Here is a 22,687-nt window from a genome sequence, read left to right on the forward strand (position 1 = left end):
GTGTCATGAATAACGCTTCTCTATTCACGTCCACCGATCTTGCCCAGGCCCGTATCCTGGAGCCCGAACATCTCTTGCTGCCCCACGGCCCAGTCACGGGGCACGCAGTTGTTCTTGAACAGGGCCGCTTTAGCGATATAGGCACCGTGCAAGACATCACAGCACGTCATCCGGAACTGCCACGGCTATCCTTGCCCGGCCACTTGCTGATGCCAGGCTTTGTGGATGCCCATCATCACGTCACCCAGTCCTACGGCAAGTCCCTGGTATATGGCGAGCCCTCGGAGATCTTTCGCCGGGTGTGGGTGCCCTTGGAAAGCACCTTGAACGCGCGCCATCTGTATGCCTCCAGCAAGCTGGCTTCGCTGGAAGCGCTACGCGGTGGTTTTACGACGGTATGTGATGCCGGCACGCGCTCATCCGAGGATCTGGATGCCATTGTTGAGGCCACCTCCGACGTAGGCATTCGTTGTGTGCTGGGCCTGATCTGCAACGACAAGCACAGCGCGGTACTATTGGACGCCGAGCCCATTCTGGCCCGAGCCCAAGCCCATTTACAGCACTGGGAGCACCACGATTTGATCAGCCCCTCGCTGGCTATCTCCATTCCCGAAGCCGCCAGTGATGCCATGTTGCATCGTATTTACGCCATGAGTGAAGAGGCAGGCCGCGTGTTTCAGACACATGCCAATGAGCACCTGGTTGCAGTGGAGCGATCTTTGAACACACACGGCCGCCGCCCTATAGAACATCTGGCCCATATTGGTGCTTTGGGGCCAGCCTCGCTGCTGGCCCACGCGACCCTGGTCACACCGGGCGAAATTCGCTTATTGGCTGATTCCAATGCAGCCGTTTCCTATAACCCGGTGGCTAGTGCCTGGAAAGGCAACGCGGTCGCCCCAGCGGAGGCGATGCGAGTCCAAGGCATACGCTTGGGCATGGGCACAGACGGCACTCGCAGCGACGCCTTTCGCATGATGGATTATGGGGAGGCAGCTCAACGCTTTGCCTTTGGCATGATGGTGGGGGACTCATCATGTGGCGCGGGTTGGACTTGGCTGGATATGGCCACCCGAGGCGGCGCGGAGGTAATCGGCTTGGGCCAAGAAACCGGACAAATTCGCGTCGGTGCACAAGCAGACTTTTTACTGGTCGATCTGCAAGTTCCCGAGATGACCCCTTCCTGGGACCTGCCTTGGGAGCTGGTTCGTGTGGCTGCCCGAGACCAGATCCGAGCCGTCGTCGTCCAAGGCAAGCTGCGCTTGTGGGAAGGTCAGCCGGTAGATTGGGACCCAGTGCCCCTCTTGGAAGAAGTACGAGAACTGGCGCGCCATGCGGTGGCTCAATCTGATATTCGCAAGCTGCATGCCCCCTCCACCGAACATCTTGCCCGCCACGCGGCACAAGAGAAGGCAATGGCATGACGACAGGCTTGCTCATCGCTTTTGCTGCTGTGCTGGCCGGCGCCTTTATTCAGGGGGCCAGCGGCATGGGTTTTGCCCTGATCGTGGTGCCGGTGTTGGCACTGGTCCATCCCCAAGCCATTCCGGGTGCTCTGCTATTTCTGATGTTGCCGCTGAATGCCTATGTGGCCTGGCGCGAAAAAGAGGCCGTCGATCGCAGCGGCGCAGCGTGGATTACAGCAGGACGATTTGCAGGCACTTTTGCGGGCGTGGGCATCCTGCTGGTGCTGTCCACCTACTGGCTCAACCAGTTTGTGGGAGTCAGCACCTTGCTGGCGGTGTTGGCCTCCGTCCTGGCCCCCCGCTTCACACCCGGCAAAAAAGCCTTTATTGCCACGGGTCTGGTCACGGGAATCACGGAAACCGCCACCGGCATCGGCGGCCCGCCTCTGGCACTGGTGTATCAACACGCCCCCGTGGCAACCTTGCGCTCTACCGTCGCTTTATGCTTTTTGGTTGGTGAAGTGATCTCCCTGATCGTGCTGGGGATTTCAGGCACCTTGGCCTGGTCACATCTGAGCTATGCCGTGCTGTGTCTGCCCGCCTTACTGCTGGGCATGGGTTTAAGCCATCTGGTGCATCACCGACTGAATCAAGCGCATTTACGCGTTGGGGTACTGGTCTTTGCTACCGTCTCGGGCATTGCCGTGATGTTGGCCAGTTAATCCGTGAGCTGTGTCGAGGCGCGGGCCCTGAGCGCTGGCTTGGAGCCCACCGCGGACAATCGACTCTTGTCGCCGGACAAATGTTCAAACAGCAGCTCCACTGCCAAGGTAGCCACTTGCTCCAGATGCAAATCAACTGCGGTCAACGCGGGCTCTGCCGTGCGAGCCCGCAAACCATCGTAGCGAGTGGCAATCATCACATCCTGCGGGACGCGCAAACCTGCTTTCTGTACGGCGGCCAAGGCCCCCACTGCAAAAGCATCAACCGGCACACACAGTGCATCGGTATCAGGATGCTGGGCTAATAATTCCGCGCAGGCTGCATAGCCCCCTTCTTCCCCCTGGTTTTCCTCAACCTGCATATATCGCAAAGGCATGCCATGGGCCGCCGCGAAACTCTCATATGCCTTTTTATGACTGGCATAAGAATCCCGCGCGGCACTGCTTTGCACTAAGGCAATGCGTCGGCGGCCCTGCTCCCACAGATGGTCCAAGAGTAAGTGGGCCGTGGCTGTGGACTGCAGGTCCACAAAAGGAATGCCTGTGGCTCCTCCGCCTTGACGGCCAATTGACACCAATGCCACACCCCGGTCTTGCAAGAGGCGGATGTTGGGATCGTCCGTCATGGGTTCAAGCAAAATTGCCCCGTCAATATCCAAGCCTTCCAGAAAGGCCTGGGCATTTTCCAGCGGGGGAACAAATACCAGTGCTAAACCACGGCGCATTGCGGCCTCGGCGGCAATCCCTGCCACTTCCATCATGAAACCCAGCCGCGATACTCCGCCCGAGACCGCAAAGGGCATGGATGAAACCAAAGCAATACTGTTGGCTGAACCAGAGCGCAGACGCTGTGCTCGTACATTGGGCCGGTAGCCCATCTCAGCGGCCAGCTGTTTGACGCGCGCCCGGGTTAACGGGTCCACTACACCCCGATCATTCAAGGCATGGGAGACCGTCGTCAGCGACACACCGGCCGCTTTAGCGACATCGCGGATGGTAATACGTCGAGCGGGAGAAGAGACAGGTGGCGACAAGGCGGGATCGATATCAGGAAAAAGAAAGAAAATAGCATAGAGGCTTAAGCAGGGGCCATCTTACAAGCGAATGCATTGCCCCGGGGGCTTGAAGATGCGAACCGTCGTCCGCGCCTTGCCCCTTAGCAACCCCCGTGGGCTCGCTGGTAAATAAGGGTGAATGAAAATCAGAACTAAGCATCAGGGGCCCGGCACCCGGATCAAAGCTAGTAAACGATCACCGGCAAAACGAAACACGAAAAACGATTAAAAAAGAAAAACTCACAGACATGAAAAAGCCGCCTGGGTAGGCGGCTAGGCTGGTTAATGGTCTCCGTTTATTTTTTTAAAACGCTACAGCGAATCATGTTTACTCGGAAAATCACTGGGCCAGTTCATGGGCGTGTCATTCATATCCAAACCTCCTTGTATTTCTTTAATCGAGAAAGCCTAGAACGAGTTTTTATCCTAACAAAAAAAATTCAAACTACAAGTATTTATGGGCATATTAAGCGTTTACCCTGTACAAATAGACACACAGAACAGCGTGAAGTTCCCGGCCGGCAAGTGAAGAAAAATTTCGGCCGAAATTTTAAGGCGCTGCATAAGCCAAAAATATCTTGAATCACCCCCACCGGTGTCGAACACTCAAAAAAAAGCCCTCTTAACGAGGGCTTTTTAAGGGCTCATGACCGAAGTTCAACCATCAGGAGCGTCTGGCCATGGCAAGAATCACCCCAAAACCAATCATCATGCTGCCACTGATGCGATTAACCCAACGCAAACCCCGAGCATTTTGCATCACGCCAGACAGCCGCGTCCCCACGTAGGCATAGGCAGCAATCGCTATCACTTCCAAGAGCAGAAAGATCACGCCTTGCAGCATGAAACTGGTCCAGTAATGGTTCATATCCACAAATTGAGGGAAGAACGCCGTAAAAATCAAAATCGCTTTGGGATTGCCGATGGCAACAAAGAACTCCTGACGGACAAGACCTCCAATGCTGGTTTTGCCCACATCAGCCTGCTCCTGCGTCGCATGGGAACTGGCACGCAGTACTTTGACCCCCAAATAGATCAGATACGCAGCACCCACAATTTTGACCACCGTGAAGGCAGCCTCCGAGACCATGAGCAAAGTCCCCATGCCCAAGGCAGCCACCACGATCATGATGGCAAAGGCGACCAGGCGGCCCATAGCCGCGACCAGTGCTGTCGATAAGCCCTGCTTGGCTCCCACCGTCATGGACAGCAGATTATTCGGCCCAAACGCCATATTCAGCGCAAAACAGGCCGGTAAAAACAATATAAAGCTACTGGCACTCATCATTTACCCCAGGCGTATTAACCCTGCCCCCCAGCCAGGGTTTCAGGGCCGCAAACTCAATAAACAGATCATAAAAACAAGGGCCACACGAACGCTAGAGCTGATCGCGCTGGCCCCATAGACAATGCCAGCCACTCAAGAAGAATGGCTGGCATCGAAAATTCAGAACAGGAAAAGAGGGTCTTGGCATTCCTGACACTGACCCGCCTTGCACAGCGGATCAGTGATAGACAAGTATAGCGGGCAAAATCTCAGGAGATCAAAACAAGAAATCTGAAAGGACGCCTAGTGAGCCCACTTAAGTTGGCATAACAAGCAGCGGGGCTTTACTGACGTGTCGCAAGGACACCATAAACATCAGGAAAGCCAGCATCGCCACCACGCCCGGTATGGCAAAAGCCAAAAAGTTCATTGGCAAAGGCAACTTTGCTGCCATCAAGGTGCCGCCTAAGAAGGGGCCTGCAATCGCCCCGATGCGGCCAACGCCCGAGGCCCAACCCAAGCCAGAGGATCGCATGGACGTGGGATAGAACTGCGCTGTGTTGGCGTAGAGCAGAATCTGCGTCCCAATCGTGGTGGCACCCGCCAGCACAATCAACAGATATAAAACCGCCGTGGGACTTTTGAAACCCAGCAGACTAATAGAAATAGCCGACACCAGAAAAAACCAGGCAACCACCTTGGGCAAACTGAAACGATCGCCCAGCCAGCCACCTAAGATGGCACCGAACATGCCGCCCAGATTCAAAGCCACCAGGAAGGACAAGCTGGACCCCAAGCTATAACCGGCATTGGCCATCAACTTGGGCAACCAGGAGCCCAGAGCGTAGACCATCAACAAACAGCAAAAGAAGGCCAGCCAAATCATCAAGGTGCCCAGCAAGCGCCCTTCTTTAAGCAGATCCAGCATGGGCACGCCCAAGGACTTTTGCTCGTTCAAGGTCAACACCGTATCGTCTGACACTCCGGCTTGCGGAGCCAGAGAGTGCACAATAGAGCGTGCTTTTTCTCCCTGACCTTGGCGGATCAGAAAGCCCAGGGACTCTGGCAACTTCCAGACAATAAAGGGCAACAGCAGCAGGGGCACAGCGGCAGCAAAAAACATGGATTGCCAGCCAAAACGCGGCAGCATGTAAATACCAATGGCCGCGGCCAACAAGCCACCTAAGGAATAGCCGCTGAACATGATCGCCACCAAAGTGCTGCGCGAGCGCTTGGGCGAGTATTCATTCATCAAGGCCACCGCGTTAGGCATCAAGCCACCACAGCCCAAGCCGGCCAAAAAGCGATACACACCAAACTCCGTCGGTGTCGTGGCAAAACCGTTGAAAAACGTCGCCAGGCTGAACAAGGCAAAACAAATGGTGACGCCTTTCTTGCGGCCAATGCGATCCGCCAGCGGGCCGAACACAAAGGCGCCAAACATCATGCCAAACAAGGCATAACTACCCAGGGCACCCGCCTGCACCGGCGTCAAATCCCACTCTTGCATCAGGACCGGTAAAACCACGCCGTAAATAAACAAGTCGTAGCCGTCGAAAATCAACAGCAAGGCACACAGACTCATCACCATCCAATGAAAGCGGCCAAAGCGCGCCTGTTCAATCACTTCATTGACTTCTAGTGTTTTCATGATTTGTCTCCCCCTAATGGAGTGTTATGTTGACGCCGCAGCCCATACGGGCCGTCCGCATCGGATGACTAGCCTTGGTCGCCTCCTCCCACAGGCAAGACCGTGCCGGTGATGTAGGACGCCTCGTCCGAGGCCAAAAACAGAATGCTGGCGGCCTGCTCATCCAGGCTGCCGTAGCGTTTCATCAAACTACTGGAAACGGTTTGATCCACGATCTGCTGATACCAGACGGCCTCTTGCGGATCTGGCTGTGGCGGCACCTGCGCATTACGGGGAATGCGCCGTGGCGGTGCTTCCGTCCCGCCAGGCGAAACCGCGTTGACCCGGATACCGCGCTGCGCATTTTCAAAGGCCAGGGAAGCCGTCAAGGCATTGACGCCTCCTTTGGCGGCCGCATAGGGAGCCCGGTTGATGCTGCGCGTCGCAATCGAGGACACATTGACGATGGCGCCACTGCCCTGCTCCTGCATAGCGGGCAAAACCGCATGACACGACCACAAAGTGGGAAACAAAGAACGCCGAATTTCGGCTTCGATCTGCACGGGGGTGTAGTGTTCATAAGGGCGGGTCCAGATTGTGCCGCCGACGTTATTGATCAAGACATCTATGCGCCCCCACTGCTCCAGCGCCTTCTGGGCCGCCGCTTGCGCGCCCTCCCAGGTTTCCAGATCCACTTCCAGCGTGAGTACCTGCTCGCTGGCCAGCTCCCGCACCAGTTCTGAGCGGTCTACCGCCAGCACCCGGGCGCCCTCTGCCTGCAAGCGTTCGGCCACTCGGCGTCCAATACCCTGCGCCGCCCCCGTCACGATGGCGACTTTTTGATGAAAACGCAGTGGCGTCATCATAATTTTTCCTTGGCTTGAGTAGATTTCACCCTGGGCGCCTCTACGCACCCCGGGCGGTCCAGGTCATTTACTGACTAGTGATGAATTTTTCGTAGTAGAAATTAGCCGGGGCATGGGCTTGCGCATCAATGAATTGGCTGACGGCATCCACCATGGGCGGCGGGCCACACAGATACACATCCACCTGACCGTCGTGCCAATGAGCCGGGTCCAGATGCTGGGTCACATACCCTTTGCGCTCATGGCTGGACTGCGGGTCCACCACGCAAGTGGTGTAGCTGAACCCCGGCAAACGCTGCGTGTAGGAATCCAGCTCTTCCAGCATCACCAGATCCTGATCACGCGTCACGCCGTAAACCAGATGCACAGGCTGCGTACAGCCTTGTTCAACCAGCACTTCCAGCATGGACAAGAACGGAGCCAGGCCGGTCCCCCCGGCAAGAAACAGCAAAGGGCGATTGACCTGGCGCAGGTAAAAGCTGCCCAAAGGTCCGGTCATCTCTACCGTTTGGCCTACGGGTTGTTGCGCCAGCCAGGAGCTCATCAAACCGCCGGCCACCTGCTTGATCAGAAAACTCAAACGAGGCTGGCCGGGAGCCGAGCTAAAGGAATAAGAGCGATAGTCCTGCCCACCTGGCACAGTGATGTTCACGTATTGACCGGGCAAGAAAGGCACAGCGTCCTCTGCCGCTTCAATGGCCAATTCGTAAGCAGCATCCTCGTACTGGCGGCAGTGCGCCACCTGCCCTTGCCATTTGGCAACGGCGGTTTTACACACGCTGGAGGAAATCGGCACGGCAATCACACAGTCGGACCGGGGCACCATTTGGCAGGTCAAGACCAGGCCCTTGTCGGCCTCCTCTTGTGTCAGTGCGTCCTCAATGTAATCATCGCCCTGCTCGTAGACTCCGCTTTCAGCACGGCATTTACAGGTACCACACACCCCGTCCGAGCAATCCATAGGCAGATTGATCTGATGACGGAATGCCGCATCCAGCACTTTCTCGTGCTCGCCACAGTCCACAAAACGGGTAACCCCATCCTCAAAATTCAGAGCAATTCGATAGCTGTTCACAAGAAACCTCCGCCTTAAATGTGATAGACATCAATCACTTGACGGATGTAGTCGTTCTTGAGCACTACTTTCTTTTGCTCGATCAGCCAACCTTGTTCCTGACGCGACAAAGTCAAATAAATAGTGCCAAAGAACTGGTCCGTCACTCGGTAGCGGTGGTTCAGCGTCAGAAAGTTGTAGCGCACATCAATCTGCGCATCGCGCTCGGCCAAAATCTCGATATTGCTCAACATATGTGCGGTGCGCGGCTCTGGCGTCGAGGCACCGGAACGCTCCGTCTTAATGCGAAAGACCCGATCCTCCAGGCCATGCCGGTTGGGATAAAAAATCAGGGAAATTTCGCTATGGGGATCTTGAGTCAGTTGATCGTCATCGTCCCAGCACGGCATCCAGTACTGCGCCTGCGGGCTATAGCAGTCCAGCCACTCGTCCCATTGGCGGTCATCCAGCAAGCGAGCCTCCCGGTACAAAAAGGCGGCTACCGATTGGTAAAGGGCGCTCATGCTGAAATCTCCTCGCTCTCTGCTTTCAAAGCCTGGGCCATGGTCTTGGCCCAATACTCGTGTTGGCACACAAATAGACCTTCGTCCTCACTACGGCCACCGCTGATCAGGGGTTTCATGCCCATTGCGGCTGCGTTCTCGTCCGGCCCTTGCACCCACAAGGGGGCGCCACGGCTTAAGTCATTCCAGGGGGCCGCCAGGCCGGCATAACCTTCCTGACACGCGCGGAACTCTTCCAGATCGTCCGCTGTACCCATGCCAGAAACGTTAAAGAAGTCTTCGTACTGACGAATGCGAATGGCACGTTGCTCTGCGCTCTCGCCTTTGGGGCCAAAGCAGTAAATGGTGACTTCCGTCTTGTCCACGCTGATCGGCCGCGTGACACGAATCTGGGTAGAGAACTGGTCCATCAAATACACATTGGGGTAGACGCACAGGTTGCGGGTCTGATTCACGATGAAGTCTGCGCGGGCTTCCCCCAGCCGCTCCTTCAGCTCTTCCCGATGCTGGTAAACCGGGCGCACCGTAGGATTCATGGTTTGGGTCCACAACAGGATGTGGCCGTAATCAAAGCCATACACACCGCCCAGGCTTTTGCTCCACCCATTGGCATCCACCGCCTGCGTACCGCCCTCTTTGCGGCGGCCCATGGTGGCGGAGTAGTTCCAATGCACGCTGCTGACGTGATAGCCGTCAGCGCCGTTCTCCATTTGCAGCTTCCAATTGCCGTCATAGATATAGGACGAGTTACCGCGCAGCACTTCCAGGCCTTCCGGTGCCTGGTCCACAATCTGGTCAATAATCACCTTGGTTTCGCCCAGGTACTCATCCAGGGACACCACATCGGGATTCAAGCTGCCAAACAGAAAACCGCGATAGTTCTCAAAGCGCGCCACACGCGTCAAATCGTGCGAGCCTTCGGTGTTGAACTGTTCGGGATACTGGGTGTTTTTCTCATCCTTCACCTTGAGCAACTTACCGGTGTTATTAAAGGTCCAGCCGTGGAAAGGACAGGTAAAACTGCCTTTGTTGCCATGCTTGCGGCGGCACAACATGGCGCCCCGGTGGGCACAGGCATTGATGAACGCGTTCAAGCCACCGTCTTTGCCGCGTGTCAGAAACACGGGCTGGCGACCGATATAAGTGGTGAAGTAATCATTCACATTAGGCAGTTGGCTCTCATGGGCCAGATAGACCCAATTGCCTTCAAAAATGTGCTTCATCTCCAGCTCGAACAAGTCTGGATTCGTGAAAATGTCACGACGGCAACGATACACACCCGTTTCTTTATTTTCTTCCAGGGCTGTGTCAAGCAAGTGCCTGATATCTTTGGTTTTATCCATAAGGACTGACATAATGTGGCCTTTATGAGAGTTGCAGCCGCCCCTGCCCATGCCGCTGAGGGCATAGCAAGTACGCGTGATAAAAGAAAAATAGATCCGGTGCCAAGCCGGACAGAATCAGGGCAGGTCCATCACTTCACGTATCGACCCACCGCGCTTGTCCCACCAAATTCAGGCAGCCCATCTTCAGCTCAGAAAATGACTCGGATCTAGCCCACCTTGCCAAGCCCCGGGCACTTGATCCCTTGGGCTGGTCTACATGGCTTTCATTACAGTCTGTGCATCCCCAGGCTTCCAATACAATATCGGTCCCGCACTATGCCAAAATTCTATAGTTTGATTTTTATTCAATAAAATCAAATAGATAAAAGACCAAAAAACCAAAACCTATCGTTAACCCTAGAGCTTGGCGGGCTAATCCTTGAAGCCTAGATGGTCGATATAGGTGATATATTGGTTCGGGTTTTTTCGGGGATCTTGGCCACAGGCAAAGCATATGGACTTGAAACAAATCCGCTACTTTGTTGCGGTCGCCAAAGCGCGGAATTTCACTCGTGCGGCCGAACAATTGCACATTGCCCAGCCAGCCTTGAGCCGGCAGATTCAATTGCTGGAACAAGAATTGAATGTGGTGCTGTTGTCGCGGGAAAGCCGCCCTCTGCAATTGACGGAAGCGGGCCGAATTTTCTATGAGCAATCCTTGCAACTGCTCAACCGCGTGGAGGTCATGAAGGCGGCAACTATGGAAGTCGGTCTGAACCAGCGGCCCCAGCTGTCCATCGGCTTTGTCGCCTCGACGCTATATGGGGGGCTGCCCATCCTGATTCAGAAATTTCGCCACGCCTACCCGGACATACGCTTTCACTTTCTGGAGCTCACCTCCAGCCAGCAGATTGGCGCCTTACGCGCCGGTCGCATTGATATTGCCTTTGGGCGGGTGCGCATCCATGACAGTGCCGTTTGCCGCACGGTATTGCGAGAAGAGCGCCTGGTCCTGGCCATCCCACCCAAGACAGAATTGGCCAAGGACAGAAGCCCGGTTTCCTTGCAGGTGATTGCCGAGCACGCCTTTATCGTCTATCCCAAATCCCCGCGCCCAAGCTTCGCCGATCATGTGCTGAACATCCTGCACGACAACGCCATCTTCCCCACTGAAGTTCATGAGGTCATGGAATTGCAAACAGCCATGGGATTAGTGGCGGGCGGTGTGGGCCTGTGCCTGATTCCATCAGCGGCGCAGATACGTAGCGATCTGGTCTACCGGCTGATTGATGACGAGAAAGTGACCTCCCCCATTATCTTCAGCCACAGGAAAAACGATAATTCCTGGTATATCGCCCAGATGCATGCCTTTATTGAAGAGATGTATGCAGAGAAACCGCCTTGGCTGATACCGGGGCACAGTGCCTTGAGCAATCTGCCGCCCTGTTGACGGCTGCACCAGAACGGCACAATGGCCTGATTCTGGGTGCAGCGAAACCCTCTTAAGCATCCGTACAAAAATCGGTTTCTGTACTCTGCTGCCAGCAGATCACCCCTTGTCAGAAGGACCCGGCTGGCAAACAGATCCGCTATTTAAATACGTTTGAACAAGGCTGAACGCACCTTGCCAGTAGCACCATCGGCTGCCGTCAAGAACTGCTCCATATGAATGTCGCGCTCAAACAGGCGGCTTTGCATCAAGGTGGAAATAGCCGCCTCGATCATGGGGGGTGGGCCACACAGATAGGCCTTATTGCCCCCGCAGCGTTGCTCAAAAAACTGTCCCACGGCTTCATGCACGTAGCCCACAAAGCCATCCCACTCGTCCTCTGGCAAAGGTGCATTCAAAGCAGGAATGTACTTGAAGTTCTCGTGCTGTTCGGCCAGCTGGTAAAAGTGATCGGCGTGGTAGAGCTCTGCCTTATTGCGCGCCCCCTGGAACAAATAAATAGGTCGGGTATCGCCTTGCTCCAGCAAGTCCATAATCATGGATTCGGGGCTGGACAGACCTGATCCACCCGCAATGAAAATCGCGCCTTGCGGATCGGATTTGCGCACGAAAAACTGACCATAAGGCCCGGAGACATCCAAAGACTGTCCTACTTGCAGGGCTTCATGCAGCCAGGTCGTCCCCGCACCGCCTTCCACCTTGCGCACGTGCAGATCAATAATGCCGCTCAGTGAAGGTGGGTTGGCAATGGAAAACGCACGGGTGCTGTCAATGGAGGGCACATGCAAGTTGATGTACTGGCCAGCTTGAAACTGCATGGGACGATCCAGCTCCAGCCGGATGTGCTTGATCGTGGGCGACAGATCCTCGATCAAGACGACCTTACCCTGATAATCCTCAACAGGCAGGCCTTGAAAATCCGGGTCCACATCCACGTCCGCCTCAATCACCATATCGGATTCGGGCAAGCAACAGCAGGCCAGCAGCTTGCCCTCGTCCCGCTCCGAATCCATCAGTGCAAAGCTGGACGCATCGCCTGCGTCCGCATAGCCTTCCAGCACCTGCACCTTGCAGGTGCCGCATGTGCCATGTCCACAGGCAAAAGGCAACCAAACCCCTTGTCGCAAGGCAGCGTCCAACAAGGTTTGCCCATCTTCCACCTCTACCACATCGCCTGTGGGTTCTACGGTTACCTGATACGTCATCGCTGCCCCCTTATACGCCTGTGCCCTTGTAGCCGTTCAGGCCCGGGGTCTTGAAACGCAATAAAGACTTATGGTCAAACCCCTTGTCGCCCAAGGTGTCCTCCGGATTCAGCTCTATGGCCGCCCCGTTCAGATTCCATTGCACCTGACCCCACTCGATCTGCTCAAAGTCCGGGTGCTGGGCAAAACCGGCGGGCAAAAGCTGTTCGATCAGTTGTGCCACCGTCATGTCCGGCTGCACCAGAAACGCCTTGGCCGAGCAGAACAACAAATGTTCGTCCCAACCGATGTACAGCAACATGCTCTGGCCGTAATGGGCCTGCTGGTCCATCGCAAAGCCTTGGTAATCCGGGGTAATTGCAGTAACTGCCATATTGATCTCCAATTTTTATAGGTAGTGGCAGCGCCCCCTCGCGGGGACACTGCCCTTTTCTGATAGCGACTAGACCGTCGCTCCTTTCCATTCCTTCCAGCGCGACTCGTCCACTGAACCCTTGAAGTCCATATTGTCGACACCCACGTTCAGGTGGTAGTAGTCACTCAGGATCTTCTCCAGATCCGGGCCACCACAATTGCCTTGCAGAATCTGGTTCACCGGCAACCAGGCCTGAATGTATTTCTCAGGCTCATGATCGAAGATGTCGCGGCAACCATCTGAGCAAGTGTGGTAGCGCTCGCCTTTGTACTGGCTTTGGCGATAGGTAATTTCGTCGGGTTTTTCCATGTCGGTAAAGGTCATGGGCACCTGACAGACCTGGCACAACTGCGGCAGACCGGTAGAGTAAAAACGCTTGCCTTCGGCTTCCATCTTCTTGGCCATTTCCCAGCGCGGGCGATAGTACTTGTCGAAGGTGTCCGGGTATTTGGAGCTGAGCCAATCCAGTTCCTCGTCGCTAGGAATCCAGGTGTGGAAACCTGCCGCGTGGCCGAAGTTGTAGAAGATCCACCAGGCCTGGTGCGAGATGTGATCTTTCTCTTTTTCAATCACTTCGCTGTACTTGGGCATACGGATGCCATAGCGGGCCAGGTCTTTGAACAGCGCACCACCCGCCTGCTCGAAGTAGACCTCCCAGGCCTCTTTCCAAGACATCACTTTATTGGGCAGCATGTAATCCATCATCATGGCCACCACCGACAACAAACGCGTACCGCGCCAAAACCACTTGTCGATCCACTGCTGCACGATAGGCACGTTGTCTTCGTGCTGCTCCAGCAAGAATTTGATGACCTCCAGACCCAGGGTCATGTGACGCGCTTCGTCAGACTGCGAGCTGAAACCGAAAGTCACCGTGGCCATGTCGCCGTTATAGGCCGCACCCGACATAAAGGGCACGAACAGCAAGTTGGTCAGCACATACTCAAAGGAGAAGCTGATGGCCAGCAAGAACTCGAAGGGGCCCGCTGAACGGGCGTCTTCAAAGAAGGACTTGGGCACGGACAGGTACCAGACCCGGTCGTGCATATGGCTCCAGTCCTGGAAACCATTGAAAAACTTGTTGTAGTGGCTCATGGCGTGAACCTGCGTCTGCACGTGACGCAGCTCGTCAATCGACTGCATCTGGCACGCAATCCGTGCGCCAATGCCGCTGAACTGACGTCCCACATGGGAATAGCCCTGGTACGCCTGGTATTCCAACGGCGTCACTGCCGTCAAAAACACCTTGATCGCGTTCAGGTAACGCGGATCAGAAATATTCATCTGGCCATTGTTTTGTGCGAAGGCATCAAAAATGGCGTACAGCTTCTTTTCTTTCTCAGCCTGGTACTTCCAGTACGCGTCCATTGTCAGACGGAACGGATCTTCCCACTTGGACCAGTCAGTAATCTTGATGCCCTCGAACTCCTCGTAGGGGAAGGCGTCCTTGCGATCCTGGTAGCTGAATTCCCAGTCCAGGTCACGAGTCAGATAGCGATATTTGTCTTTGATATTTAGTTTTTTCGTGGCCATAGTGCCCCCTTTTCTGATTTAGCTGTTCCAGTGCAATAACAAGCGGTCTTCATCCTCATCCACGTTGCCACCCAAGGTGATCAGATTCAGATGCAGTTCCTGCATGTCCCACTGCTGCCCATACTTTTCTTCCACCGTTTCGCGCTTGACCACCAATTGGCCGACACACTCGATACGGACCATGGCGGGTTGGTAAATGACGGTCGCGTCCGGGTTGTCTTCTTCGATGGCCTCGACGATGTAGCGCGACATGTCGTTATCTTGCAGACCGATATAAACCTTGGAAGCTGTCATCAAACTTCTCCACCCAGGCTCAAGCCTGCTTTAGTGACGCGTTTAGCAATGGTGTCCTGGACTTGCTGCCAAACCTGATCGGCCTGATCGGCGAAGGCCGCTTGAATGTAGGGCATGAAAGCGGCTTGCACCTGCGGCATCCACTGATCCACCCAGGTCTGCAATTGCTGCTTGTTTTCTTCGCTTTCTGCGGCGGCAATCTTAAAGACGCTATCGCTCCAGTTGGACAAGTCCTTGTGGCAGTCCAGCATGAACTCCAGCAACATATCCAGATCACGGCCACCGTCGCGGGCCAGCTCTGCCACCAGACCCTGATACACCACTTGATGCACCACGGTGTTCACCAGCAAGGACTGAACCAGCAAAAGTTCAAACCAATCTTTTTGCACCAGCGTTTTTTCGCACAAGGCACGCACGCCTTGCCATGCCGCGTCCTGCATCCAGGCCTCTTTGGCCTGGCTCAAGGATTCAGCACTATTGCCATCGCTGAGCAAGCCAATGCGGGAGACGTATTGCGCCATCCCCAAAGAGTCCATACCGGCATAGAGACAGGCTTGGGAAATGGTGGTGCCATAGCCGTAGGCCGAGCCGGACATGAAGTTCAGATTGGCGGTTTGTTCGACGTGACGCAAAGGCAGCAAAAAGCGGGTCAGTTTCGCTTTGACGACATCGCTCAAATATTGAGCCAGCTCACGCTTTTCAAAAAAGCCATAGTTCGTTTCCGCCGACTCTTGCATGCGGGCACGGTTTTGCACGTAAGCGCCGTAATAGAACTGGCGCGGATCACGAAACACGTACCAGTCCTTCATCTGGATGGCCGTGTGCGTTAGATCATTCAGCGTTTTCTCCGGCATCCACAAAGGCCGGTAATGAAAGTTGGTCGTGGCTTGGGCATCGTAGGTCGCTTCCTGGTAGCGCGTAGCCGGCTTTTCACCAAAGCGGCGAGCCACGTTGGCGAAGGTTTGCCGCACTGGCTGCAAACTGGCCGTTTTAATTTCTAATGTCATCCTCTTGTTCTCCTGAAAAGTTCCTACTGGGCATCAGCCTGGCGGCTGTTACCTACCAAAGTGTCGTAACCAAAACGCCATTTTTCTTCGTTCTCGTCATTGACCCGCATTTGCTCTTCGCTCATTAGCTGGACATTGTTGTGCTGGCAAAACTGCTCAAAGGCCGCTGGCGGCATGACCAGTTCCACAAACAGATCGGCCTGGCCAATCGCAAAGTCAAACTCCACAAAGCGGGCATCAGCGGGACTGCGTACGCGCACATACTTCGTTAAGGTGGGCAGGCTCGTGTCAGACATTTTTTCCTCCTGAGCAAACGGTTGCATGAGTGTCCACACCTCGTTCATAGCAAACGGCGTGCCAAGTTCCAGAACACGTCAATAAACCCTTTAGGATTAAAGAGATAGACGGAACGACTCTTAGAGGGAATGCGGCACACAAGCCGGTGTCTGAAAGAATTTTGATCATTTGATCAAGTGCTTAGCGCACTTTTCATCAAATGCTGACCTAGGGTAAAAACCTATAAAAAGCCGTTTTATCCGGCCTCTGGACACTATTGTGTTTTCTTGGAGTCCTCAGAAAGACAGGCGGCATACTGGTTTTAAAACACTCAAAACCACAATAAAAAACCACAGGATGGAGACAGCCATGGGGGCTACTGAACTCACACTGCCATTAAGTCAGGACCTGATCGACGCCATACGCTTTGATGCGCGAGAAGGGAAAATATGGTTTGGCGAACAACGCATGCTCTTGCTGCACGCCAGTGGCTTTGGCCAGCTGCGCAAAGAGCTGATTGCCTCCTTGGGCAGCGAACGCGCCAAATACTTTCTGATGCGCTTTGGCTATCACGCCGGCATGAAAGATGCGGAGGTCTCACAAAAAGTACGGCCAGACCTGTCGCTGAAAGAAACCTTTCTAGCTGGCCCGCAGATGCACACCATTCGCGGCATGGTGAAAGTGGTGCCGACCGCCCTGACCTTTGACCGCGATGCAGGCCAGTACTACGGCGAGTTCGACTGGTTTGACTCCTATGAAGTCAGCAACCACCAAAAAGAGCACGGCCAATCCAGCGAGCCGGTCTGTTGGAGCTTGCTGGGCTATGCCAGCGGCTACACCAGCTTCTATATGGGCAAGAGCATCATCTATAAAGAAACCCAATGCGCCGCCATGGGCCATAGCCATTGCAAGATCGTGGGCAAGCCAGCGGAAGAATGGGAACACGATGACCCCGAGATTGACCGCTTCATGCTGCCCGACCCGGTGCAGGACGAGCTATTCGCCCTGCGATGTGAGCTGGTGAAGTTGCGTGAACAAGAGTTCAAACGATCCAGCGCCAACTTCACCTTACCCAACTCCATCGGTCAGTCCGCCGCCTACCAAGCAGCCTGTCATCTGCTGGAAAAAGCTGCTCAAAGCAAAGTGTCTGTTTTGCTGCTGGGGGAGACCGGCGTAGGCAAAGAAGCCTTCGCGCGCGGCTTGCATGCCGCCAGCGACCGGGCCGAGCAACCCTTTATTGCGGTGAACTGCGCGTCCATCCCGCCAGAGCTGATCGAATCCGAATTGTTTGGTGTCGAAAAAGGGGCCTACACCGGCGCTCACAAATCCCGTCTAGGCCGCTTTGAGCGCGCCCAATCCGGCACCATTTTCCTGGATGAAATTGTGGAACTATCGCCCCGCTCCCAGGCGGCTTTGCTGCGCGTGCTGCAAGAGCAAGAGCTGGAACGGGTCGGAGATGAAAATATCCGTCATATTGATGTGCGTGTGGTCGCAGCCACCAACGAGGATCTGGCCGAAGCCGTACAGAAAGGCACGTTCCGGGCTGATCTGTATTACCGCCTGAATGTGTTCCCCATCCACATCCCGCCTTTGCGAGAACGCAAGGAAGATATTCCACTGCTGACCGAGTTCTTCCTGAATAAATACTCCAGCCTGTACAAAAAACACGTGCTGGGGGTGAGCGATCGCAGCCAGGAACTACTGATGCAATACGATTGGCCCGGCAATATCCGCGAGTTCGAGAACATGATCGAACGAGGCGTAATTTTGACTGAGCACAATCACGAGATAGAAACCCATCACCTGTTTCCGCAACAGAAAAGTGCACTGCAATATCTGAGCAGCCTGAATACCCAAGGGTATATGGCCAAGGAAACCTGTTTCACGCCCAATCAGACGCAGTGCGTAGAGCACCTGCTGGAAACGCCCTTCAACCTGGATGATCTGGAGGAACAAATCATTCAGCTGACGATGAAAAAAACGAACGGGAACATTTCAGAAGCAGCGCGGCGTTTGGGTCTGACTCGTCCTGCCTTGGCATATAGATTAAAAAAAGTGGCGATGCCCGCCTAAGACGAGCCATCGCTGGCTTGCAGGAAAAACACACCTAATACGCGCCCTTCTTCATCCCTGGAGCTTCGCGCCCCGTTCGGGTCAGGCTGAGCGGACAGGGATCACTATCAGGCAATCTGATTGTTATAAGACGGCCCCGTCCTCCCCTCGTTTGCTAGTTACTCTGCCCTTTGTCCTTGGGCAGAGTAAGGCCTCGTGGGCCAGAGAGGCGCTTTTCCCACTGCAATTCAACAACCTAAACCGTTTGACGCCTCAGTATTTTATTTGAAAATTCTCACCAGACTCCGTAGAAACGGAGTTGATCGACCCAGAAAACAATAAGAAAATGGCTAAAGCGGGTCTTTATTAAAAGAAAATGAACAATATAAAAATCTGACAAAGTCCGAAAAAAAACCAAGGGAAGATTAAAAAACAAAAATAAGACCAGAAAAAACAGCCAAGCACAAAACCCATGAGCAAATCGCTATAATCGTCCAGGTATTTTTTCAAGAATCATAAAAATCCGCAAAGACAGTTAATCAATGAACAGCCCAGGAAAAAAGAAAACTCAAAAAATTCGTGAAACAACGGATAGCTATCTGAAAAAACCAAGGAGCCTAACGGCTCCTTATTTTTTACTATTCAAGTAATTATTATTTTTACTGTGAGGCCCGAAATGTCTAGCAATTCCTCTACGGCTCAAGCCATGCTATACGACGCCAATAAAAAAAGTCTTGGCGTTACGTATCTACTCTGGTTTTTTCTTGGCACGCTAGGTGGCCACCGTTTTTACATGGGTAAAACCGGCAGCGCCATCGCGATTTTGGCCCTAACCCTGCTAGGCGCACTGCTCAGCCTCTTAGGGGTGGGCGTAATCATGTTGGCTGTTGCCGTGATCTGGGTACTAGTGGACGCTTTTCTGATCCCTGGCTGGGTACGCAACAAAAACACCTTGTTGGCCACCTCCTTGGCTAATAATGCAGGGCTGCCCAGCTAAATAAATCCGAGACAAGTCGTTAAAAATTATTTAAACGGCTTGTTAGCGGACTGAGCAGTGCAATAAAGGAACGCTACATTACGCGTTCCTTTCTTTAAAACATTGAGCCCTAAACTACCCTTTTGGCAGTCATAGCAGCCACTTATAAGCACACTGCTAGCACCAGAAAATTTTAACAACCCCAAGAAAGTGATTGGCTCTTCTACCCCTAGAAGAACCAGCAACTAAACAACAGATGAAAAGAAAATTACTCGCCTTAGTGCTCCTTCTTGCCTGCATAGCAATAGGTCTATTCTCATGGAACTACCTGTCTATCTGGCAGCCGGTATCCCAAGCACTATCAAAAGATTCCCGCAATAAGAGCATTCAAGTAGCTACGTATTATGAATACGCCATCATCCCCTCCGTTCTGGTTTTTGATTTGCGCTCTGTGTCTGCGGCAACCAGCCAAATAGATGTGATGAGAGTGTTCTTCCAGGCCGCAGACAGCTTGCGGGACAAGAGTTTCGACAAGGTCATCCTGGCCTATCAAGGCAAGGCCAAATTTGCGGTCGGGGGCGATTACTTCAAAACGTTGGGTAACGAATATTCGTGGCAGAACCCCATACTGCTGACTCGGACGTTTGCACAAAACGTGAAGAAACTGGATGACACACCGGCCTTCAGCACCTGGACCGGTGGTTTGTTCGGCGTGATGCAAAATCAACTGGATGACCTTGCCTCCTTGCACCGCCAGTGGTATCTGAACGACTGGATCGCAAACCCTCAATAAGGCAGCAGGCCCAGCCCCTTGCCCACTCCTGCCCCATTTGAATTCGGCTCAAATGGGGAGATCAGCGCCATAGCTCTGGCCTGATTTCGCCCAGCAACTACAATGGGGGCTTATCTAAGGAGTCTTATGTTGGAATTTCAGCCCCGTGAACGGGCGTATTTAGCCGAAATCCGTGCCCTGTCACAAGATCAGGACGACAATGTGGTGTTTGTAGGTTTGACCGTAGACGAGTCCGTTTGGTACGCAAACTACGTAGAGCAGTCCTACAAGGGTGATGTCGCGCGAGGCGATGAAGCAGAAGCCCGTTACCTTGCCCTGCACGATCAGCATGAAGAAGCACGCCGCACCGTACTTGCCTCAGAATCCCTGATGCAATCACTTAGCACTGCTGCTCAGTGAGCCACGGTATAGCGACTCAGGTTCACTTTAGCCTTGAAGCCTTGCTGCTTTCTTAGCGCTAGTGGTATCAAAGCCTATGCAGTCGCCAATAATGAGCCCGCCCATGTAGCTACAGGCGGGCTCATTTTTATTGGGCTTAATGGCCTCTCTGGCACCGTTGACAAGTGTGAAGCGAGCCAGCCTAGGCAATCAGGCTCCTAGAGGCGCAACTCCTTCGACAAAAAGGTTTGCACGCGCTCCGGCCTGCCTGACAAGTCACCAAAAAACACATCAGTAGCGACATCCTCCAGAATGCTGCCCTGATCCATAAAGATCATGCGATCCGCTACCTTGCGGGCAAAGCCCATTTCGTGGGTGACACACATCATCGTCATGCCTTCCTCCGCCAGACTGACCATGACATCCAGCACTTCGTTAACCATTTCCGGGTCCAGTGCTGAGGTGGGCTCGTCAAACAACATACAAATAGGGTCCATGCACAGCGCCCGTGCAATCGCCACACGCTGCTGCTGCCCGCCTGACAAGCTGGCCGGATAGCGGTCTGCCAAGGCCTTCAGCCCCACCCGATCCAGATACACCAAGGCCCGCTGGTCTGCCTCATCACGATCCCGGCCCAGCACTTTACGCTGCGCTAGTGTCAAGTTAGCCAATACGGTCAAATGCGGAAACAGTTCAAAGTTCTGAAAGACCATCCCGACCCGACTACGCAACTGTGGCAAGTCCGTGGCGGGATCTCCCACTGAAATCCCATCCAGCAGGATGGTCCCTTGCTGAAACGGCTCCAGCCCGTTAACGGTTTTTAGCAAGGTGGATTTACCGGAGCCCGACGGCCCGCACACCACCAGCACTTCTTGACGATCTACTTGGGTCGTACAGTCTTTGAGCACCTGAAAGGCGCCATACCATTTGGAAACATTATTGATGTGAATCATTGGCCATCCAGTCGCATATGTTTGTCATAGCGCCTGGCTACTCGATTTGCAATCGCTTCCAGGGAAGCGCAAATCACGTAGTAAAGCAGCCCTACAAACAAGAAAATTTCTGTGGGGTGCACCATGACCCGGTTGCTGACCTGGGTGGCAACGAAAGACAACTCTGCCACACCAATGACATAGGCCAGCGAAGTGTCCTTGATCAAGGCAACCCACTGATTAATAAAAGAAGGAACCATCACGGGCAAGGCTTGCGGCAAGATGATCGACGTCATGATCTGCGTCGTTCGCAGCCCCAAGGCCCTGCCAGCCTGCCATTGCCCCGCCGGCAGACTCTTGATGCCTGCGGCCACCGAGTGCGCCAAGTAGGCCCCACCAATCAAGGACAAGGCGCACACAACGGTGAAAATGCCGGGCACATCCACTTTGAATAAAATGGGTAGTAAAAAATACACCCAGAAAATCAGCATGATGACGGGGATTGCGCGAAAGAATCCCAGAAACAGCAATAAGGCGGTGTGAGCCACCCCACGTGACAAAACGAGAGCCAGTCCAAAGACCAGCCCCAGGACCGCCGAAATACTGGCCGTCAACACGCTTAATAAAAGCGTCAAAGCCGCGCCACCCAATGGCCCATGAGGATAAGCCCCGATCAGGAAATACAGCAGGTTGTCCTGAATAACGGTGAAGTCCATTACAAGCCCCCTCGCACCTGCAGCCGATGACGCTGCAACCACTGCCCCAGCAGCTCCACCAGCATCACCAAGAGCACATACAGCAATGTCGCAATGCCAAAGGACTGGAAGGTCTTGAAGGTTTCAGTCTCCACCTGACGGGACGCATAGGACAGTTCTGCCAAGCCGATGGCCATGGTCAAAGAGGTGTTCTTGATGACATTCATGTACTGCCCCACGAGAGAGGGGAAGGTATTGCGCAAGGCTTGCGGCATCATCACATAGCACCAAATCTGCATGGAACGCATCCCCAAGGAGGCAGCGGCCGCCCATTGCCCTTTACGCACGGCACGAACACCAGACCGGAACTCCTCCGCCACAAAGGCGGTGGTATAGGCCGTCAAGCCCACAAAGGCCGCCAGCATTTCAAAGCTGGGCCAGTGCACGTCGAACAAGACCAGCTGCAAGGCATGCTGGGTGTTCAACCACTGCACCAGTTCAGTTGGCATCAGCGCTGAAGCACCGAAATACCAGAAAAATAATTGCACCAGCAAAGGAGTATTACGAAATAGGCTCAAATAAGCGCGCACCGGCCAGGACAGCCACACAAAGGGTGACAGCCGGGCGATACACACCAGGAAACCCAGCACGGTTGCAGCCACAGAGACGACCAAAGAGAGCTGGATCGTGACCCAGAACCCTTGCAGCAACCACCCCACATAATGCGGTGCCAGCCAGAAATCAGAAGATGGCATAGCGAAAACCAAAGAGCAGAATCGGCTGATCCTGCGGTAGTGGATACAAACAGGAAAAGGCCAGCCTGATCTATTCA

Annotated in this window: 23 protein-coding genes; 7 read left to right on the plus strand and 16 right to left on the minus strand. The window is 54.1% G+C overall.

The features are described from left to right. The first annotated feature begins 5 nt into the window (after window positions 1-5). Together AC1RSM_RS05585 and AC1RSM_RS05590 are read left to right on the plus strand one after the other, a co-directional pair. Complete coding sequence (locus AC1RSM_RS05585; protein WP_492930274.1) at window positions 6-1,424, plus strand: amidohydrolase family protein; 1,419 nt, start codon at window positions 6-8, stop codon at window positions 1,422-1,424. Beyond that, window positions 1,421-2,128: a sulfite exporter TauE/SafE family protein gene (locus AC1RSM_RS05590; RefSeq protein WP_492930276.1), complete on the plus strand. Its 708-nt coding sequence runs from the start codon at window positions 1,421-1,423 to the stop codon at window positions 2,126-2,128. Before AC1RSM_RS05585 ends, AC1RSM_RS05590 begins: the two co-directional genes overlap by 4 nt. Here the strand turns inward: AC1RSM_RS05590 and AC1RSM_RS05595 are convergent. The 7 genes from AC1RSM_RS05595 to AC1RSM_RS05625 form a co-directional block, all read right to left on the minus strand. Beyond that, complete coding sequence (locus AC1RSM_RS05595) at window positions 2,125-3,162, minus strand: LacI family DNA-binding transcriptional regulator (RefSeq protein ID WP_492930278.1); 1,038 nt, start codon at window positions 3,160-3,162, stop codon at window positions 2,125-2,127. The two genes, AC1RSM_RS05590 and AC1RSM_RS05595, sit on opposite strands and share 4 nt — an antisense overlap. A gap of 685 nt (window positions 3,163-3,847) precedes the next feature. Beyond that, window positions 3,848-4,468: a LysE family translocator gene (locus tag AC1RSM_RS05600; protein WP_492930280.1), complete on the minus strand. Its 621-nt coding sequence runs from the start codon at window positions 4,466-4,468 to the stop codon at window positions 3,848-3,850. 298 nt (window positions 4,469-4,766) lie between these two features. After that, entirely contained in the window at window positions 4,767-6,101 is a 1,335-nt protein-coding gene (locus tag AC1RSM_RS05605) for an MFS transporter (protein ID WP_492930282.1), read from the minus strand. Window positions 6,102-6,169: 68 nt separating this feature from the next. Further along, the gene (locus AC1RSM_RS05610; RefSeq protein WP_492930284.1) at window positions 6,170-6,946 is read right to left on the minus strand and encodes a 1,6-dihydroxycyclohexa-2,4-diene-1-carboxylate dehydrogenase; all 777 of its coding nucleotides are present in this window, start codon (window positions 6,944-6,946) and stop codon (window positions 6,170-6,172) included. A 67-nt stretch (window positions 6,947-7,013) separates the two neighbouring features. Then, a complete protein-coding gene (benC, locus tag AC1RSM_RS05615; protein ID WP_492930286.1) occupies window positions 7,014-8,021 on the minus strand; it encodes a benzoate 1,2-dioxygenase electron transfer component BenC in 1,008 nt (335 codons plus the stop codon). 14 nt (window positions 8,022-8,035) lie between these two features. Next, on the minus strand, window positions 8,036-8,524 hold the full coding sequence (gene benB, locus AC1RSM_RS05620; RefSeq protein WP_492930288.1) for a benzoate 1,2-dioxygenase small subunit: 489 nt from the start codon (window positions 8,522-8,524) through the stop codon (window positions 8,036-8,038). After that, a complete protein-coding gene (locus AC1RSM_RS05625; protein ID WP_492930290.1) occupies window positions 8,521-9,879 on the minus strand; it encodes a Rieske 2Fe-2S domain-containing protein in 1,359 nt (452 codons plus the stop codon). Before AC1RSM_RS05625 ends, benB begins: the two co-directional genes overlap by 4 nt. Before the next feature lie 484 nt (window positions 9,880-10,363). On the opposite strand from AC1RSM_RS05625, the gene AC1RSM_RS05630 reads away from it, so the two are divergent. Then, the gene (locus AC1RSM_RS05630) at window positions 10,364-11,299 is read left to right on the plus strand and encodes a LysR substrate-binding domain-containing protein (RefSeq protein ID WP_492930292.1); all 936 of its coding nucleotides are present in this window, start codon (window positions 10,364-10,366) and stop codon (window positions 11,297-11,299) included. Window positions 11,300-11,442: 143 nt separating this feature from the next. On the opposite strand, the gene AC1RSM_RS05635 is transcribed toward AC1RSM_RS05630, so the two are convergent. The 6 genes from AC1RSM_RS05635 to AC1RSM_RS05660 all read right to left on the minus strand — a co-directional run bounded on the left by AC1RSM_RS05635 (window position 11,443) and on the right by AC1RSM_RS05660 (window position 16,049). Next, window positions 11,443-12,504: an NADH:ubiquinone reductase (Na(+)-transporting) subunit F gene (locus AC1RSM_RS05635; RefSeq protein WP_492930294.1), complete on the minus strand. Its 1,062-nt coding sequence runs from the start codon at window positions 12,502-12,504 to the stop codon at window positions 11,443-11,445. A gap of 10 nt (window positions 12,505-12,514) precedes the next feature. Beyond that, entirely contained in the window at window positions 12,515-12,877 is a 363-nt protein-coding gene (locus AC1RSM_RS05640) for a phenol hydroxylase subunit P4 (protein WP_492930296.1), read from the minus strand. Window positions 12,878-12,946: 69 nt separating this feature from the next. After that, the gene (locus tag AC1RSM_RS05645; RefSeq protein WP_492930298.1) at window positions 12,947-14,452 is read right to left on the minus strand and encodes an aromatic/alkene/methane monooxygenase hydroxylase/oxygenase subunit alpha; all 1,506 of its coding nucleotides are present in this window, start codon (window positions 14,450-14,452) and stop codon (window positions 12,947-12,949) included. Between the two features lie 18 nt (window positions 14,453-14,470). Continuing rightward, window positions 14,471-14,746: an MmoB/DmpM family protein gene (locus AC1RSM_RS05650; protein ID WP_492930300.1), complete on the minus strand. Its 276-nt coding sequence runs from the start codon at window positions 14,744-14,746 to the stop codon at window positions 14,471-14,473. Continuing rightward, complete coding sequence (locus tag AC1RSM_RS05655) at window positions 14,746-15,753, minus strand: aromatic/alkene monooxygenase hydroxylase subunit beta (protein ID WP_492930302.1); 1,008 nt, start codon at window positions 15,751-15,753, stop codon at window positions 14,746-14,748. The genes AC1RSM_RS05650 and AC1RSM_RS05655 overlap by 1 nt, the downstream gene beginning before the upstream one ends. A 23-nt stretch (window positions 15,754-15,776) precedes the next feature. Further along, the gene (locus AC1RSM_RS05660) at window positions 15,777-16,049 is read right to left on the minus strand and encodes a phenol hydroxylase subunit (protein ID WP_492930304.1); all 273 of its coding nucleotides are present in this window, start codon (window positions 16,047-16,049) and stop codon (window positions 15,777-15,779) included. Between the two features lie 349 nt (window positions 16,050-16,398). Here AC1RSM_RS05660 and AC1RSM_RS05665 point away from each other — a divergent pair, with 349 nt between their 5' ends. The 4 genes from AC1RSM_RS05665 (at window position 16,399) to AC1RSM_RS05680 (ending at window position 20,249) form a co-directional block, all read left to right on the plus strand. Next, entirely contained in the window at window positions 16,399-18,102 is a 1,704-nt protein-coding gene (locus tag AC1RSM_RS05665) for a sigma 54-interacting transcriptional regulator (protein WP_492930306.1), read from the plus strand. 655 nt (window positions 18,103-18,757) lie between these two features. After that, window positions 18,758-19,078, plus strand: a complete 321-nt coding sequence (locus tag AC1RSM_RS05670) for a TM2 domain-containing protein (RefSeq protein WP_492930308.1) — start codon at window positions 18,758-18,760, stop codon at window positions 19,076-19,078. A 193-nt stretch (window positions 19,079-19,271) separates the two neighbouring features. After that, complete coding sequence (locus AC1RSM_RS05675) at window positions 19,272-19,850, plus strand: hypothetical protein (protein WP_492930310.1); 579 nt, start codon at window positions 19,272-19,274, stop codon at window positions 19,848-19,850. Window positions 19,851-19,976: 126 nt separating this feature from the next. After that, on the plus strand, window positions 19,977-20,249 hold the full coding sequence (locus AC1RSM_RS05680) for a hypothetical protein (RefSeq protein WP_492930312.1): 273 nt from the start codon (window positions 19,977-19,979) through the stop codon (window positions 20,247-20,249). Between the two features lie 197 nt (window positions 20,250-20,446). Here AC1RSM_RS05680 and AC1RSM_RS05685 read toward each other — a convergent pair whose 3' ends face one another. From AC1RSM_RS05685 to AC1RSM_RS05695, 3 genes are read right to left on the minus strand one after another with little or no spacing between them, the layout of a single operon-like run. Then, window positions 20,447-21,181: an amino acid ABC transporter ATP-binding protein gene (locus tag AC1RSM_RS05685; RefSeq protein ID WP_492930314.1), complete on the minus strand. Its 735-nt coding sequence runs from the start codon at window positions 21,179-21,181 to the stop codon at window positions 20,447-20,449. Further along, a complete protein-coding gene (locus tag AC1RSM_RS05690) occupies window positions 21,178-21,876 on the minus strand; it encodes an amino acid ABC transporter permease (RefSeq protein WP_492930316.1) in 699 nt (232 codons plus the stop codon). Before AC1RSM_RS05690 ends, AC1RSM_RS05685 begins: the two co-directional genes overlap by 4 nt. Further along, a complete protein-coding gene (locus AC1RSM_RS05695; protein ID WP_492930318.1) occupies window positions 21,876-22,610 on the minus strand; it encodes an amino acid ABC transporter permease in 735 nt (244 codons plus the stop codon). The genes AC1RSM_RS05690 and AC1RSM_RS05695 overlap by 1 nt, the downstream gene beginning before the upstream one ends. Window positions 22,611-22,687 lie beyond the last annotated feature (77 nt).

The organism is Alcaligenes sp. GW821-FHT11D07, from assembly GCF_058808495.1.

What these genes read in the sequence shown, in the direction of transcription:
- AC1RSM_RS05585 (WP_492930274.1), top strand. Translation starts at nt 6, where the DNA reads ATGAATAACGCTTCTCTATTCACGTCCACCGATCTTGCCCAGGCCCGT.
- AC1RSM_RS05590 (WP_492930276.1), top strand. Translation starts at nt 1,421, where the DNA reads ATGACGACAGGCTTGCTCATCGCTTTTGCTGCTGTGCTGGCCGGCGCC.
- AC1RSM_RS05600 (WP_492930280.1), bottom strand. Translation starts at nt 4,468, where the DNA reads ATGAGTGCCAGTAGCTTTATATTGTTTTTACCGGCCTGTTTTGCGCTG.
- AC1RSM_RS05605 (WP_492930282.1), bottom strand. Translation starts at nt 6,101, where the DNA reads ATGAAAACACTAGAAGTCAATGAAGTGATTGAACAGGCGCGCTTTGGC.
- AC1RSM_RS05610 (WP_492930284.1), bottom strand. Translation starts at nt 6,946, where the DNA reads ATGATGACGCCACTGCGTTTTCATCAAAAAGTCGCCATCGTGACGGGG.
- benB (WP_492930288.1), bottom strand. Translation starts at nt 8,524, where the DNA reads ATGAGCGCCCTTTACCAATCGGTAGCCGCCTTTTTGTACCGGGAGGCT.
- AC1RSM_RS05625 (WP_492930290.1), bottom strand. Translation starts at nt 9,879, where the DNA reads ATGTCAGTCCTTATGGATAAAACCAAAGATATCAGGCACTTGCTTGAC.
- AC1RSM_RS05630 (WP_492930292.1), top strand. Translation starts at nt 10,364, where the DNA reads ATGGACTTGAAACAAATCCGCTACTTTGTTGCGGTCGCCAAAGCGCGG.
- AC1RSM_RS05635 (WP_492930294.1), bottom strand. Translation starts at nt 12,504, where the DNA reads ATGACGTATCAGGTAACCGTAGAACCCACAGGCGATGTGGTAGAGGTG.
- AC1RSM_RS05640 (WP_492930296.1), bottom strand. Translation starts at nt 12,877, where the DNA reads ATGGCAGTTACTGCAATTACCCCGGATTACCAAGGCTTTGCGATGGAC.
- AC1RSM_RS05645 (WP_492930298.1), bottom strand. Translation starts at nt 14,452, where the DNA reads ATGGCCACGAAAAAACTAAATATCAAAGACAAATATCGCTATCTGACT.
- AC1RSM_RS05650 (WP_492930300.1), bottom strand. Translation starts at nt 14,746, where the DNA reads ATGACAGCTTCCAAGGTTTATATCGGTCTGCAAGATAACGACATGTCG.
- AC1RSM_RS05655 (WP_492930302.1), bottom strand. Translation starts at nt 15,753, where the DNA reads ATGACATTAGAAATTAAAACGGCCAGTTTGCAGCCAGTGCGGCAAACC.
- AC1RSM_RS05660 (WP_492930304.1), bottom strand. Translation starts at nt 16,049, where the DNA reads ATGTCTGACACGAGCCTGCCCACCTTAACGAAGTATGTGCGCGTACGC.
- AC1RSM_RS05665 (WP_492930306.1), top strand. Translation starts at nt 16,399, where the DNA reads ATGGGGGCTACTGAACTCACACTGCCATTAAGTCAGGACCTGATCGAC.
- AC1RSM_RS05670 (WP_492930308.1), top strand. Translation starts at nt 18,758, where the DNA reads ATGTCTAGCAATTCCTCTACGGCTCAAGCCATGCTATACGACGCCAAT.
- AC1RSM_RS05680 (WP_492930312.1), top strand. Translation starts at nt 19,977, where the DNA reads ATGTTGGAATTTCAGCCCCGTGAACGGGCGTATTTAGCCGAAATCCGT.
- AC1RSM_RS05685 (WP_492930314.1), bottom strand. Translation starts at nt 21,181, where the DNA reads ATGATTCACATCAATAATGTTTCCAAATGGTATGGCGCCTTTCAGGTG.
- AC1RSM_RS05690 (WP_492930316.1), bottom strand. Translation starts at nt 21,876, where the DNA reads ATGGACTTCACCGTTATTCAGGACAACCTGCTGTATTTCCTGATCGGG.
- AC1RSM_RS05695 (WP_492930318.1), bottom strand. Translation starts at nt 22,610, where the DNA reads ATGCCATCTTCTGATTTCTGGCTGGCACCGCATTATGTGGGGTGGTTG.